The following is a 14,370-nucleotide window of genomic DNA, read 5'->3' as shown; positions in this document are numbered from 1 at the left end:
AGGACCAGAGGCGGTAAGCCGCCTCTGGTCTGGATCTCAATCAGCGGGATCGAAGAAGGGCTCTTTGTCGTCCAGGCCGATATGCCATCGTTTGTCGGACCACCGCGACGGAAGGTAGATCTCATCGCCGCCAGAATGCGCAATGATGATCTTGCCGGGTTCGTGAAACAATCCGAAATCGACCTTGTTGTCGATTGCCCAAAGCAGCGCCGCTGACAGAAACTCGCGCGAGATATCGGCGGGAAGATGCACCTCCGCATCGAAATTTCCGCGCAAGCGTTCAAGCCAATCCGGCTGTTGATCCGACCGCTTCTGGTCGTCTCCAATCTGGTGAGTGATTTGATGCTTTGTCATCAGGGTCTCCTTTTCGTTTCTGACGAAAGGTGTCCGCACCGTAGTCCGTGAGGGGTCCGGGACCGCGGAACGCGGCCGCCGTGCGGCGAGCGGAGGAACCGATTTTCTCTGTGCCGCTTGCGGCGCTGGGAAAATTGGAGGGGCCGCGATGTCCTTGACGCCGGAACGACGGGTGCAAAATGGGATGTCAGAGAGAGATTAAACCGCGTCCTGAAAGGACGCGACCGCTTGCCAGCACCGCTGGCCATGGGACGTTCCGGCCATATCCCATTACGATAGCAGGCACAGGAATGCGTCTTGCCGCGAGAGGATCGTAACCCGCCAGGGCGCAGACCGCGTGCGGGCTCGGGTCGCAGCGCGACTAGAGCCGTGCGCCGTCGGCGCCTCGCCCGACACGCCATTCTTCACGAAAATGAATCGGTCGCACTTGTAAGATTCACATATGTCGTTGGACGTGGCGGCGACGTGTGGCGATCATGCCGGCATGATTTCGCAACCCTACCAGCTCTATGTCGAACGATCGGATCCAGCCAAGAACATGGCGCGGTATTATGCCATGGAGATCGAGCAGACGATGTTCGGAGAGGCTTGCCTGATCCGGCGATGGGGACGGATCGGCAAGCGTGGCCAGGAGAAACGGCATGTGTTCGAACGGGAAGAGGAAGCGGTTCACTTATTCCTTGAACTGTTGAAGCAAAAACGTACTCGCGGCTATCGGCCCAGAACAACTCTGCGATATTTGCAGAGCTGACCCCAATCGTCTCCGATCTCTCAAATGGCGAAACAGGGGCCGCCGAAGCGGCCCCTGTTGGCGCGTTATTCTCGCCGGTTCCAGTCGGTCTCGAACGACGCCTCGATCTCGACCAGGAACGGGATCTTGATTGTGAGCTCGAGACCGAGTTTCCCTTGCGGAAGAAGTGACAGATCACGTTGCCGAGGACGCGGAGCCTGCGGCCGGTGGCGATGAGGAATTGAGCGAGTTGTTGCACGGTATATTCTCCTTTCGAAAAGCGGATATCGCGGGGATAGGCCGCATGACGGGCAAGGAGGGAGCACCTGAAAGGCCGAAATGAGAGTGGAGGACCTGCCGGCGCCTGAATTTTGGCCTGCGAGGAGCCGCAACGCGGTGGGGAAAATTCTGGCGCCGGCAGCTTGCGGCGCGACGGACGGGATGCAACATCCCCGATGTCGATGACAGAGATCGAAAGGAGAGCGGCAGTGGATCGCTCATCTCCGTGCTGTGGATGCCGGCGGACTGGCAGTGTTGGTGATTATGCCGCCCTCAGAAGGGCGGCTCGGCATTGATGGAACCGTCCTGTTCGGCAAGTATCATGGTCAGCTCGGCCTGGGCGATTTCGAGTTCGGCTTCGATCTGGCGGCGCTCGGCGGGCTCAACGCAGGCGTTCAGCTCAGCGCGCAGTTCTTGGATTTGTTGTTCGATCATCGTCATCTCCTTGATGTTTGAGAAAGATGACGCCCACCGTCGTGGCGGTGGGTCAGGGTCAAGGATCGCGCATGCGACCGTCAGCGGCGGCGAGTGGGGGAGCCGAAATGCGCCAAGCATTTTGGGGGGACCGCTCGTCCTTGAGGCTGGCCCGGCTCCACGGCACGATTGGCTTGATATGAGCAGACCCCACTTCCCCGTATGGCACCCAAAAAGCTGGAAACGGGCTCGACGCCCGTTGCCTGCTTTCTCAAAGCGGCCCGTTGGCCCGGCGGGGCCTTGGTGGGATCTCAATCCCGGTTGGGGCGGGACCAGATCAGCTGGTAGCCGTCCTCGCCTTCGACCTCGGTGAGCGTTGCGTAGATCGGCGCCGGGAAGCTCGGGTCGTCCAGCTTGACCGAGAGGTAGTCGCGGTCGGTCTCGCTGGAGCGCTTCTGCCAGGCCGCACCCAGCTCGACATTGCCGGCGTAGATACGGAAGTGCGGACCCTTGTCGGAGGGGTTTTCGATGCGGGCGATGCGGGCCTTGACGTTGAGTGCGAGGGTGCGGATCGAGCCGGTGAAGCCGCTTTCGGTGGAGGTGAAGGTGCCGATGGTAGCCATTGTCTGTTCCTTTCTTTCGGTTGTTTCGGGCCGCGCCCTTCGCGGCCTCGATGGCTGTCGCAAGGATCGGGGACGATCGGACCGCACCCCGAAGGGGCCGAAACGACGTGGAGGGCGGCGGGGAGCGGCTTTGTTGCCCCGCGAGGAATGCGAACGCAGTTCGCAGGGGAAGAAAGTTGCGGACGGCCGTTGCGGGAGAACGATCGAGGCTAAGCCGGTCTTCGATCAGACATGCCTCATCGAGCCCGCGCGGGACGTGGCTATCACAGCGATGGGAGGAGCAAGGCAATGGCGGCCCTCGTCATGGCGTTACCGTGCCGAGACACCGCAGCCGCTAAACCGTTACCCTGTCTCCAAGTCATAGCGTCGAATTCGGATGCGACAAACTCGGCCGGCCGGGCAGTTGCCTCCTGCCATTAACGCGGTATCGTGCGCTTGCGATTCGTCGCCTGGAGGATCTATGCGTCAGCAGACAAAGCCGTTTATCGTCGAAATCAAGCAGTCCCGAAAACTGAAAGCCACCGATCCAAGACCATCGATCTGGGTGAAACTGGACCTCACGTCCGATCAGCACACGCCGGCGGAGAAAGAGCCTAGAAACCTGTCGGCCGTTGCGGGTGACAACGACCGACCTTGACGTCTCCTACGCAGCCGCTCTGTTGTCGGCCTGGATGGACTGGAGTCCGTGCAGAAAGTTGACAGAACGCTGGGCATGTGCCGCGGCTTGGAAGATGGCCCGCCTGTCGTCGGATAGAACCTTCAGCCACGAGCCGAGGTAAGACGCATGGTCCGGCCGTGGCTCCAGCTCCGGTGCGATCCCGAGATCAGCGCAAAGGAAGCAGCTTCCAAGTTCGGCGATCAGTTCCTCGCGAGCCCGCTCGCTCTTGTCTTTGGCATATCGGCTGAGATCGCGCCCAACGCGATCGGCGCGCGCCGTCCAATGGCAACTTTCGTGACTCAGGGTTGCCACGTAAGACGCGGCGTCGCGGAACGTCTCGAACGGCGGCATCTGGATGTGGTCCGTGACTGGCGAATAATAGGCCTGCACCCCACCATGGCGGATGACTGCGCCGGTGTTGCGGAAAAAGCGATCGGCGTGCTCCATGCGCTCGTCAGGATCGAGCACCGGACCGGGTTTGTGATGGTACGGCTCCGGCAGCCTGTCGATCTGTTCGATGTTGAACACTGTATATGCTTTCAGAAACGGGATTTCCCGGTCGACTTCTCCACCATTGCCGTCCGCCTCGGACTTGGTGAAGCGGCTGGCGAAGACGACCGTCGAACCGGTCTCGCCCTTGCGCACCGCCGCTCCCAGTTCGAGCGCCTGCTTGAACGTCATCCACATGGGTGAGGTGAAGCCGCGCGCCATTCCCTCCGACCATAACAACAGAATGTTCATGCCCGAATAGGGCTGACCGTTGTAGCGTAGCGGCCGGGTAATCCGGCCATTGGTGTTGGCCGCGTGCCAGGGTTTCATCCAGGGTTTTACACCTTTTTCCAGATCGGCAACGATCCGGGCCGTGATCCGTGCATAGATGTCGGCGCGTTCGCCCTCGGCTTTCCTGCTCATGTCATTATCCTCCGTTTTGGAGGCCGCGCCCACCGCGGCCCCGTCGCGGAGGTCCGAAGGCAGGAGCGATCGGGTGGCATGCCGCACCGGAACTGCCGGAACGGAGAGAAGGACGGCGAAGCCGTTGCGGCGGACAACCGGCTCCTGCAGGACCGCCGACCGGGACGGGGTCGCGTGGCGAGCGGGGTCCATGTTTCTCTTCCTTCTGATGACCTGGAAAAAGGCCGGTCCCAAAGGAACCGGCCTAATGATCAGGGAGAGGGAAGAAAGGGCGGAGCCGAAGCTCCGCGCGAAAAACGGCTCAACCGAGTGCCGCCATCTGCGCCTCCGCCGCCTTGCGGTCGAGCGACTGGCCCGGGTTTTCGACCGGGCGGTCGAAAGGCTTCCAGGCTTCGCCGATGACGTGGCTGTAAGCAGCGACTGCGCCCTCGGCGGCCATCCGCAACGCGTGGGACTGTATGCCCATGTCGGCGGCGAATTCGCGTTTGCGCTGGGCGGCGCTGTCGTAACCGACCGGGCCATCGAGATCCTCGTCGCGGGCATCGTTTGCCGATTTGGCGGTGGCGTCTCGGGCCTCGGTGACGGCGCGGCTGTAGAACTGGCCGGCTCCGTGCGCCGAGCCGACATAGGCCCCGACGATGCGCTGGAGATGGATCTGCATCGCCTTCTCGCCGAGGCCGTCCGAGAGGCTGTCGGCGGTCTCAATGATCAGGCGCTCATGGAGCTCACGGACGCCGTCACTGTCGACCACCGCCGTTCCAAAACTCTCGGCAATCAGCATTGCCTGGACGGTGTCCGGGCATGTGAGCCTGACCATCTCGAGGGTCGCGCCCTTGCGGAGCGGCACGACGCGGGGGGAGGGTCGATTGGTTGCGGGCTTGGCCATGGGATCTTCCTTTCGTGGTTTCCACCGAAGCGGCTCCGGCCCCTGCCGGTCTGCCCTTCGATGCGATCGACAGGAACCGGCTGAGGACGGGCGCTTTCACAGGTCCGGGACGGCCGGACGAGCGAAACGGGTTTGCGGACAAGCGGGGTAAAGCCCTGCGAAGGACGCGGAGCCGTTTTGCGAGGGAGGCTGCACCGGCCGCTCCGCGGCGCCGCCAGCGACCTTGAAACGACCGGCCGCCGGTTCAGACCGCAGCGAAAACGAAGGGCAGACCGGCGGGGCGGGCTAAGGCTCCGAAACCCCGGAGGAGAGAGCCCCTCGCGACCGACAGCCCGCATCCCTTCCTCCAGCGCGGATCAGCCGCCACGAAAGCCCCCATACGGTCTGACTCACGCCGCCGCATTACCCGCATCATCGCCGAGCATCAGACGCATGGTAGTGATCGCCCGCTCCTGATGTTGGAGTTTGCGAGCTAGGGCAGCGATTTCCGTTCGCCGTTCGAAGCTGAGCCGCTCGACGTGATCCTGAAACAGCTGTTCGTCGGAGCGCGTCCACCGCGACCCGCCCCGGCGGTGCGAGCGGGCTTTCGCCTTCTCGGTGGCCGCTCTGCGTTCGGCCCGGCCCGTGATCTGCCGGTGAATGCGATCGAGATGGTGGCGGGTCTCTCGCCGCGCCGCCTCCATGCGGAACAGAAGAACGCAGGGACTAACCGGTTTCATGGACTGGTCACCCGCGCCTGCCAATTGATGAAAGACGACGGTCCGTCATAGGCAGCGTGGCGCGCCGGATCGATGACGAAGCCAAATCGGCCAACCTCGTACTCGTCTCTTGGCACGAGATAGCGGCGTTCTTCATCGGTTGCCCGCAGCCCGCCGATCGTGGCGATGACTTCGGCTATCCCGGCATGCTGCTCCGAGCGTAGCGCGGAGATGACGATCCAGTCGCCGGCATGCTCCCGCTCGAAGGCGCGGCGATCCTTCTCATGGGATTCACCGGGCGCAAGGGGGCGACCGAAGATCGCTTCCCAGGCATCGGGCCACTAATCCCGGATCGTCCGATCGGCGCACTTGCGCTCGTATCCGGTAAAGAGATTCGGATAGGCGAGGGCAATCGCGGCCCACGCGGTATCTTCTTCGTACCAGCCGCCTGCGCAACGAAGCATCGGATGAATCTTGACGTTGCACTCGTTGCACAACTTGAACCCGCCATGCCCGGCCGTGGTGTGAGAGACGATACCCTCCGCGTAGACGGTGGCGCCCTGCGAAGGTCCCCACGGGGTGGAGCAGTTCATCCGAACCGTTGGCCGGGCGAGCGCCCGGAGCTCGCGGCTGTGTTCGGCCTGTTCGAACATCCGTGCTTGAAATTCCGCCTCATCCGCAACGGCGCCATGATGCGAATAGAAGTCGTCGCGTTTGAGTTCGGAAAGCGGCCGTGCCACACGCCAGGCGCTCACGAGAAAATGCTGGCCATCGCGTCCCGACACCATGGCGAAAACGAGATCGCCGACACGGGCGACAGGCAGGTCATCGGCGCTGCGGCTGAACTCCGGCCCTGGCAAATCACGGGCGGAAGCTGCTTTGGCTTGGAGAGCAGGCGTGTTCATGCCGCGACCCTCCCCTCGACGTGATGCCCTGACGTGGCCGAGCTGCGGGCGCTCGATCACCTTGAATGTCAGGCTGCTGTCGAGCGAGAACGTCCTGTGGATACGGATCGTGATGACGCCATTGCCGCCGAAATCGCCCTCATGCAGCGTGAAATCCGGCGACAGGTTGGCATTGCCGATGCCGCGCTTGCCCTGTTTGCGGATCGGCCTGCCCTTGCTGTTGCGGTTTTCCCAGGCGGCGAGCTTCTTCCTGTGGCGCTCGGGCGGGCGGGGCGTGCCGTCGGACCAGACGACAATCGAGCCGATCGGGGCGAGGTCATAAATCAAAGACGCAGACATCTTCGTTTTCCTATTTTGAGGTGTGGAAACAAAGCAGCCGCCGGTGATGGCCGGCGGCGGTATCGATCAGTATGACGTTGTGGGAGAGGGTTACTCGGCCGCAATTCCGTAAGCGGTATCGGGATCCTCAGTGCTGGTGTCAGCGTCGGCTTCATCCAGTTCTTCGAGCCCGGTGTCGGCTGCGTTGCCGCCGTCCTCGATGCTGCCCATCGGCCCGTCGGCGGGTGCATCGTCGTCCTCGCCCCCTTGCTCCATGTTCTTGGCCAGCCACTCGCCCAGCTTCACGTCATCGGGTGCGAAGAGGCCGGACGGATGCACGAAACGCTCTTCCTTGAAGTGCTCGACAAGGGCAGCCCGGGTGTCCCTGACGCGCGGGCGGGGAGCGACACTCCTACCGCCGCAGGACGCTTCCAGTGCCGGACGCGATAGGCACGCGAGGAATTGCTCCGTGCCCATGTTCGGAAGATAGGTGTCGGCGCCGATGGCATCCCCGGCGATCCGGGCGACAATACCACTGTCCGTGCGGTTGGTCCGCGCCGACAGTGCGTCGATCAGGGTCAACCTCGCCACGACACGAAGCGTGTCCGTGGCGAACTCCAGTTTACCGCTTTCACCGATCAGCCGGACAGCGTGCCGGGCGAAACGCCTGGAGCCGTAGAGATGGTTGGAGGTTTCGGAGCCGGAGTCGACCGAGACGTTCTGCCCGGCGAATGCGAGGACGAGCAGCGCCATGAGGATATCGTCCTCGATCGGCGCTCGTGCCAATGCCTCGTGCAGAGCGTCTGTGCGGAAATCGCCGATCATGTCGAGGCCGTTTCGGGTCACGTCGGGACGGGTCTTGGCTGCAACATCGATGGCCTCGTTTCCGTCCTCACCGCCGGGCGCGGTCGGATCGGCCTTGCCGTTCGCCTTCTTCGCCTCCGGCATCCGGAAGTGGGCGGACTGCACCTTGCCCTCTCGATCGAGATACATGGCGGTGCAATCGCCCTTGCCGGGCTTGCCGTAGACACGCTCCGCCTTCGGCGGCAACTGCGGCTGGCCCCAATTGTTGAGCTCGACGATGGAACCCTTCTTCGGGAGATTGCTGCTCATCCATTCCTGCTGCGCACCGAGGAACGCTTCGACGTTCGTCGTGAAGCGATTGTCCTCGTCAGCCGGTCCGAACAGGTCTTCCGCCCATTCGATGCCATAGGCCTGGCGAAGATCGTCGCCAAAGCTCGCATCGCGCGCGAACATGCGGGTCTTGGTGAGGCCGGTGGCGATCGCCCACCAGTATGCCGTGTCACCCTTCTTCGGCTTGTGGGCCTTCCAGACTTCCTTCTGCTCGTCGAGCGACGCCGCGGAAATCGTGCGAAGCTGCTGCTCGTTTGGCATGTCGCCCCTGGCCATGTGATCGAGCATCGCCGGCAGCACATTGGCGAGCAGTCGGAGCTTCCGGATCTGTCTGACCGGCAACGCCAGCGCAATCGCGATCGCTTCCTCGGTCCAGCCGAGAGCAACGAGGCGCTCGATGCCGCGCCATTGGTCGACCGGATTGAGCGGTTCGCGCGCGATGTTTTCGATCATCGAACGCATCGCGCCATTGTCGTTGGCCGCCTCGACGACGATAACATCGATTTCCTCGATGCCGGCGGCGATCGCCATGCGGGTGCGCCGGTGACCGGCTTCGATGACATAGCCGTTGCCGCCGGCTTCGGCGAAAATGACGGGCGGCTGGATGATGCCGACGGCCTTGATGGTCGCAAGCAGCAGCGCGTCGGCCTGGGGCGTCGACTTCGACTGGCGCGTATTGTCGGGATTGTCCTTCAGCGCACGCGGATCGACCTTCATGAGTTGCATGGGAGTGTTCCTTTCCGGGGGATGCGGACCTGGCCCTCTGCCGGTCCTTCCTGTCTTCATTTTTTTCCTGAAGACATCTTCCGGACCGCAAAGCGGCCCGACCGGCGCAACAGCGGTCGAGCAGCCCTGCCGCGAAGGACAAGCGGGGCTAACAGCCCTGCGAAGGACGAGTGGCCGGGATGCGGAGGCGGCGGTTGAGCGACAGCGGCGGCGGGAGGACCGATCTGCGATCGGTTCTCCTTCCCTTTCCCCTTCTCCCTTTCCCAACTTCTTCTGATAAGCGCTCTGCTACAGAGCTCGAAATCTGGTTGCGAGGGAACAAAAAAATGGGCCGTCGGAGAACCGAGGCCCATGAAGTGTGAAGGTCAAAAACCTCCAGAGGGGAACAGCTGTTGCGGCGGCACTGGGAGGAGACCGCCATGTGCATCAGCTGTGTGCACTATGATCATTTTTTGATCAGATGGAAAACATTTATTGTGCAATGCACCTATGCGCATGCGGCACTGCTTCCAAGATCAAGCTGATTGCCTGGCAGAGGTACCTGCCTCGCGCGCCTCGGCTGCGAATTCCGCCTCAACGTCCCGGAGCTGGCGACGCTTTTCGCCCAGTTCCGCGGCAAAGGCGAATTCGCCACCGTCACGGGTTTGGTATGAGGCAAGACGTCTGCGCGCCTCCTCCAGCCGCTGGCGATAGCGTTCCCGCTCCCCGTCGAAGTCGTCGAGCGCGTGCTCAAGGCGGGAGACCGCGCCGAGCGGCGTCACCGTGACAGCGAGATCGATCTCGTAATCCGCGCCCGTGCGCTGAAGCAGGGTCGTGTAGCGATAGCCGTCAGACCTGCCGAACCGCTCGCCATCATAGACGAGATCGAAGCCACCAATGGAGGCGATGACGATCTCACCCTCCTGTTGAAGCTGGACGAGGGTAAGGATTTCCTTCATCAGCGCGCGGCCGGCTTCCTTTCGCTCATCGTATGAAACGCCCGTGACGGTCATCGTGAAGGCATCTCCCGCAGTCGGAACCAGCCGTCGGATATCCCTGCCGATCTCGTCGATACGCCGGGTCGATACCTCGATGTCGCGTTCGGCGTCCCGGACTTGCCGACGCACCGCGAACAGATCATCATCATGGGCGGCGCGTAACCGCTCGAGACGAGCGATTTCCGCTTCGAGCCCGGCCTTCTGCATCAGGCGCTCGTCGCCCGATGCAATCGCCTTGGCCATGGCGAACTGGTTGGCCTGGCCTTCCCCAAGGTCGTCCAGCCGGCGGATCGAGGTGTCGCCAGAAAGGGCGGCGGCGATAAAGCGGGCCTTGCGCTCATTGTTCTGCCACATCGCAGCATCGAGTGACCCTTGCGTAGCATAGGCGAAGATATCGACGACATCGTGCTGATTGCCTTGGCGGACGATTCGACCCTCGCGCTGCTCGATCTGGGATGGAAGCCACGGCACATCGAGGTGATGCAGCGCCTTCAATCTGAGCTGGGCGTTAACGCCGGTGCCCATCATTTCCGAGGAGCCGATCAGGAAGCGAACCTTGCCCGAACGGACGTCGCCGAACAGGCGTTGCTTTGCCTCGGTCTTCTTGAAGTCCTGAATACAGGCGATTTCCGATGGCGGGACACCGAGACGGACCAGTTCGTCGCGAATCCAGCGATAGGCGCTGAAGCCGCGCGTCTTCTCGACATTGATGGTGCCGAGATCGGAGAAGATCATCTGCGCGGCGCCCGGCAGTTCATAGGGCTTGCCGTCCGGGCGATGGTAGGTGTTTTCGCCCGTTTCCTCCCAGATGTGAAAAGCGTTCTCGATGAGCAGATTGAGCTTGTTGTCCGGCTCGTCGTCGTTTGCCGGAATGACCAGCCGCAGGTCGATCGCCGCGTGGCGGCCGTCGGTGATGACGGATAACAGTATGTCGTCGCCGGGCTGGGCCGGGCCCTCGCGCATCTCGATCGCCTTGATGCGGCTGTCGAGGATCTGCTGATAAAGTTTGAAGGCCGGCGTCGGCCTGGCCGTGAGAATCTGCCGCCGGCCGGTCGAGAGTGCGGGGACCTTCACATATTGTTTCAGGTCCTCCGGCATCACCACGTCGGCGAAGGAGCGGAACATGGCGATCAGCTCGGGCACGTTGACGAAGCTCGCAAACCGGCTGACCGGCTTGTATTTACCGGACGGCTGGATTTCGAGTTCGGTCGTCGTGTCGCCGAAGGTCGAGGCCCAGGCGTCGAATTCGTGAAGCCCGCGTTCGCGGAGCGCCTCGTGGCCGAGCAGGCGCTGGATCGAGAACATCTCACCGAGCGTGTTGGTGATTGGCGTGCCGGAGGCCAGCACGAGCGCGCGGCCTGGATTTTTGGTCTCGATATAGCGAGACTTGACATAGAGGTCCCAGGCCCGCTGCGATCCGTTCGGGTCGATGCCTTTCAGCGTCGACATATTGGTCGCAAAAGAGAGTTTGCGGAATTCCTGCGCCTCGTCAACGATGATCTGATCAACGCCGATTTCCGAGATCGTGAGAAGGTCGTCCTTGCGCGTTGAGAGCGCTTCCAACCGCTCTTGCAAACCTTCCTTCAGGCGCTCGAGCCGCTTTCGCGACACCCGATCCTCGCTGTCCACCTTCGTGAGCAGATCCTCGTAGAGCTCGAGCTCGTCCTGGATCATCTGGCTCTCGAAAGCCGACGGCACGGCGATGAACCTGAAGGCAGAATGGGTAATGATGATTGCATCCCAGGCTGCCGTGGCGGCGCGCGACAGGAAACGTGCTCGTTTGTCCTTGGTGAAGTTTGTCTCGTCGGCGACGAGGATGCGGGCATTCGGATAGAGGGCGAGGAACTCGCGCGCTGCCTGTGCCAGGCAATGGCCAGGCACGACCAGCATCGCCTTGGCGATCAGGCCGAGACGGCGCTGCTCCATGATTGCGGCGGCCATCGTCATCGTCTTGCCGGCGCCGACGGCGTGAGCGAGGTAGGTCGAGCCGGAGGAGATTATCCTCCAGATACCACGCTTCTGGTGCCCATACAGAACAAAGGCGCCGGAGGCGCCGGGCAGTTTCAGATGCGAGCCGTCGAACTTCCGCGGCGCGATATCGTTGAACCGGTCATTGTAGGCTCGCGCCACCCGGTCGGTGCGGTCGGGGTCAGTCCAGACCCAGTTCTGAAAAGCTTCCTTGATCTTTTGTAGCTTGTCGCGGGCTGCTTCGGTATCGACGACGTTCAGAACGCGGCGTTCACCCCCAACATCCCTATACACGTCGAAGATCTGTGGAACCCGGCTGTTCAGCGCATCGGCCAGCAGTTCGCCGGCGTGACGGCGCGCCGTGCCCCATTCGGAGGTCCCCGCGGCACTATAGCCAAGCTGCCGTGCCTCGACGGTCCATGACCCGAGCTCCGGCATATGGTGGATCCTGATGTCCACATCCATCGTTTCCTTGACGAAGGCGACGACATCGGCAGCCGGAATCCAAGGTGCGCCGAGACGTGCGGTGATATCCGACGGCCGGAGGTCGGCAGGCTGGACGTCCTGCAGCGCTCGGACATTGCGCTCGTATATTGGATCGAGTGCAGCCGCCGCTTCGGCGACGGTGAGCTTCGTGCGGACCGGGCCTGAGAGATAGGCGTCAGAGGTCTGCCAGGAGCCATCGGCGGGATCGCGGAAGATGGCGTCACCGAGTTCGTCGATGACAGCGTTGGGGTCGCGATGCAGCAACTCGGCAATATGCTCGGGATCAACGCGGCCGCGTTCGTTGAGGACGACAGCCAGCGCATCGGCCGCACTGGTGATGACGGGTGGTGCCGGAGGCGAAATGACCCGCTCGGAGAAGATCGGACCGGGCTTTGCCGTGTCTGTTTCGAGGTCGTAGTCCTCGATCGAGGCCACCAGCCAGCAATCCGGGTCGTCCAGGAACGGCTGGAGATTGGACCGGCGATGGGTTTCGCGGACCTCGCCCGTCTCATCATCCTCCGAGATCGAGACCGTCGTGTGGTTGATTGGCCCGAAGTCTCGGACGAAACTCGACCAGGCAATACGCAGCCGAACCTGCAGATCCCACCACGGCTGGTCGCGTTCCTGCGCTTTCAGCACCTCGCGCACGGCATCGCGGATCGGAACCAGCTTCTTGATAATCCGGACATGCTTTTCGGACAGGCCGTCGCCTGACCGGCCTTTCCGCACCGAAACCGCGAGCGGCACTCCGTCGATCATCTGCATGAGGCCGTGGCGGTTATTGATGAAGAAGCTGCCCTCGCGGACCTTGTCGTTGCCGGAGCGGAGATCGACGATCTCGCCCAGTTCCTCTTCCAGATCGATGTCGATCTGCGTCGGCTCGCCGTCATACAGATTCTCCGGAAGAAGAGCGATCACGGCCTTCAGTGCCGTTTCCAGGTCTTCACCGGCGCGTGGCCGGCACGTATAGGTCTCGCCGAACGGGCCAGACGTTAGGGCGTGCTCGCCGAGCACGAGATCCGGGTGCTCTGCGAACCAGCGGTTCACGCGGATTGCACCGTCGTCGGATGTGGCCGGGTGCACCTCCTCCAGATCGAGCCACGACAGATCGCCCTCCGGCTCGGCGATCCGGCGCTTGCGGAAGAACAGGATGTCCACCACTACGTCCGTGCCGGCATCTGCCTGGAAGCTGCCCTCGGGCAGGCGGACAGCGGCGATCAGATCGGCGGATCTGACGATATGCTCGCGGGCCGTCGCGTCCGCCTTGTCCATCGTGCCGGCGCTGGTCACGAACGCCGCGAGTGCACCAGGCTTCAAGAGATCGATCGACCGGGCGATGAAGTAGTCGTGCAGTTGGAGACCGAGCGGACGGTACTGCCGATCCGAGCGAACCGTTCGATCGGAGAAGGGCGGGTTGCCGATGGCGAGATCATAGATCGCATTGAGATCGGTGCGCGCAAAGTCGGCGTTGATGACGCGCGCCTTCGGCTGAAGCAGCCGGGCGATCCGTGCCGTGACCGGATCGAGTTCGATTCCGGTGACTCGAGCGTTATCCCTGAACGCGGTTGGCATCAGCGCCGGAAACAGGCCCGTGCCGATCCCCGGCTCCAGCACCCGGCCTCCACGCCAGCCGAGACGCTGAAGTCCCGCCCAGACCGCGCGGACGATGTATTCCGGCGTGAAGTGTGCATACTGAGTGCAGCGGGCGAGCGAGGCGTAGTCGGTCTCGGTGACGGCACTTTCGAGCGAACCGCCGAGATCGTCCCAGCCCTTGCGGAATGCAGTTTCGCCGGGCCGGCGAAAAATCCCATTCGCAAGATCCGAGGCGCCAAAACCGGTGAAGCGGATCAGCTTCGCCTGTTCGTCACGGGTGGCGGGTCGATCCTGTTTTTCGATTTCGGTGGCAGTCAGGATGGCCGCAAGATTTGCCTTCGCCCGCTCCTTCCAGGTCGCGGCCAAGCCGCGGTCGTCGCCGTCGTTGAGATAGAAGTTGGTTCGCTCGCCGTGTCTCCGCGTCGCCGGCCGCTTCGTAGCTGGCAGAGGCAATGCCGGCGTGGGGGAGGGCGGCGGTGGATCGGGATCGTCTTCATTGGCGGCGAAACCGCCAAACGCGGTGACACCCAGGCCGAAGCCGGACGACAATGCGCTGCTGCCTGATATATCGAGGGTGAAGGGATCGTGGGACATGAAAGCTCCTTTTCGAGGATGTGCGCCATCGCCCACGGGACAGGTCCCGTGGCTGCGAAGGCGGATGAAAATGAGTTGTGGGAATTGGACCTGGTTCGTCCGGCGGCAGCGATCG

At 62.6% G+C, this 14,370-nt stretch carries 10 protein-coding genes and 2 pseudogenes; 2 read left to right on the top strand and 10 right to left on the bottom strand.

Annotation, left to right across the window (positions count from 1 at the left end; all coding sequences use genetic code 11):
* Positions 1-36: 36 nt before the first annotated feature.
* Positions 37-354 (bottom strand): hypothetical protein, encoded by a 318-nt coding sequence (locus tag EEQ99_RS28575; protein WP_127431463.1) that lies wholly within the window; start codon positions 352-354, stop codon positions 37-39.
* 442 nt (positions 355-796) lie between these two features.
* Between EEQ99_RS28575 and EEQ99_RS28565 the strand changes: the two genes are divergently transcribed.
* Positions 797-1,105: a WGR domain-containing protein gene (locus tag EEQ99_RS28565; protein ID WP_127431462.1), complete on the top strand. Its 309-nt coding sequence runs from the start codon at positions 797-799 to the stop codon at positions 1,103-1,105.
* Positions 1,106-1,636: 531 nt separating this feature from the next.
* On the opposite strand, the gene EEQ99_RS34885 is transcribed toward EEQ99_RS28565, so the two are convergent.
* Positions 1,637-1,798, bottom strand: a complete 162-nt coding sequence (locus tag EEQ99_RS34885; protein ID WP_168259652.1) for a hypothetical protein — start codon at positions 1,796-1,798, stop codon at positions 1,637-1,639.
* Positions 1,799-2,088: 290 nt separating this feature from the next.
* The gene (locus EEQ99_RS28555) at positions 2,089-2,400 is read right to left on the bottom strand and encodes a DUF736 domain-containing protein (RefSeq protein WP_127431460.1); all 312 of its coding nucleotides are present in this window, start codon (positions 2,398-2,400) and stop codon (positions 2,089-2,091) included.
* Positions 2,401-2,860: 460 nt separating this feature from the next.
* Here EEQ99_RS28555 and EEQ99_RS34780 point away from each other — a divergent pair, with 460 nt between their 5' ends.
* Complete coding sequence (locus tag EEQ99_RS34780) at positions 2,861-3,037, top strand: hypothetical protein (protein WP_164735976.1); 177 nt, start codon at positions 2,861-2,863, stop codon at positions 3,035-3,037.
* A gap of 6 nt (positions 3,038-3,043) precedes the next feature.
* On the opposite strand, the gene EEQ99_RS28545 is transcribed toward EEQ99_RS34780, so the two are convergent.
* The 7 genes and pseudogenes from EEQ99_RS28545 to EEQ99_RS28515 form a co-directional block, all read right to left on the bottom strand.
* Positions 3,044-3,970 (bottom strand): ArdC family protein, encoded by a 927-nt coding sequence (locus tag EEQ99_RS28545; RefSeq protein WP_127431521.1) that lies wholly within the window; start codon positions 3,968-3,970, stop codon positions 3,044-3,046.
* A gap of 301 nt (positions 3,971-4,271) precedes the next feature.
* A complete protein-coding gene (locus EEQ99_RS28540) occupies positions 4,272-4,856 on the bottom strand; it encodes a hypothetical protein (RefSeq protein ID WP_127431459.1) in 585 nt (194 codons plus the stop codon).
* Positions 4,857-5,245: 389 nt separating this feature from the next.
* Entirely contained in the window at positions 5,246-5,575 is a 330-nt protein-coding gene (locus EEQ99_RS28535; RefSeq protein WP_127431458.1) for a hypothetical protein, read from the bottom strand.
* Positions 5,572-6,459 (bottom strand): annotated as a pseudogene (locus tag EEQ99_RS28530) (DUF7007 domain-containing protein). The gene EEQ99_RS28535 and the pseudogene EEQ99_RS28530 overlap by 4 nt, the downstream one beginning before the upstream one ends.
* Positions 6,460-6,474: 15 nt before the next feature.
* Positions 6,475-6,798: pseudogene (locus EEQ99_RS28525) on the bottom strand (hypothetical protein); the annotation flags it as partial.
* Between the two features lie 90 nt (positions 6,799-6,888).
* Entirely contained in the window at positions 6,889-8,637 is a 1,749-nt protein-coding gene (locus tag EEQ99_RS28520; RefSeq protein ID WP_127431457.1) for a ParB N-terminal domain-containing protein, read from the bottom strand.
* 515 nt (positions 8,638-9,152) lie between these two features.
* Positions 9,153-14,255, bottom strand: coding sequence for a DEAD/DEAH box helicase family protein (locus EEQ99_RS28515; RefSeq protein WP_127431456.1), 5,103 nt, complete (start codon positions 14,253-14,255; stop codon positions 9,153-9,155).
* Positions 14,256-14,370 lie beyond the last annotated feature (115 nt).

The organism is Rhizobium anhuiense, assembly GCF_003985145.1.
GTDB lineage: Bacteria > Pseudomonadota > Alphaproteobacteria > Rhizobiales > Rhizobiaceae > Rhizobium > Rhizobium anhuiense.
This window is presented reverse-complemented; position numbering and strand designations above follow the sequence as displayed.

Coding starts and splice junctions, on each gene's coding strand:
- EEQ99_RS28575 (WP_127431463.1), bottom strand. CDS start 354: ATGACAAAGCATCAAATCACTCACCAGATTGGAGACGACCAGAAGCGG.
- EEQ99_RS28565 (WP_127431462.1), top strand. CDS start 797: ATGTCGTTGGACGTGGCGGCGACGTGTGGCGATCATGCCGGCATGATT.
- EEQ99_RS34885 (WP_168259652.1), bottom strand. CDS start 1,798: ATGATCGAACAACAAATCCAAGAACTGCGCGCTGAGCTGAACGCCTGC.
- EEQ99_RS28555 (WP_127431460.1), bottom strand. CDS start 2,400: ATGGCTACCATCGGCACCTTCACCTCCACCGAAAGCGGCTTCACCGGC.
- EEQ99_RS34780 (WP_164735976.1), top strand. CDS start 2,861: ATGCGTCAGCAGACAAAGCCGTTTATCGTCGAAATCAAGCAGTCCCGA.
- EEQ99_RS28545 (WP_127431521.1), bottom strand. CDS start 3,970: ATGAGCAGGAAAGCCGAGGGCGAACGCGCCGACATCTATGCACGGATC.
- EEQ99_RS28540 (WP_127431459.1), bottom strand. CDS start 4,856: ATGGCCAAGCCCGCAACCAATCGACCCTCCCCCCGCGTCGTGCCGCTC.
- EEQ99_RS28535 (WP_127431458.1), bottom strand. CDS start 5,575: ATGAAACCGGTTAGTCCCTGCGTTCTTCTGTTCCGCATGGAGGCGGCG.
- EEQ99_RS28520 (WP_127431457.1), bottom strand. CDS start 8,637: ATGCAACTCATGAAGGTCGATCCGCGTGCGCTGAAGGACAATCCCGAC.
- EEQ99_RS28515 (WP_127431456.1), bottom strand. CDS start 14,255: ATGTCCCACGATCCCTTCACCCTCGATATATCAGGCAGCAGCGCATTG.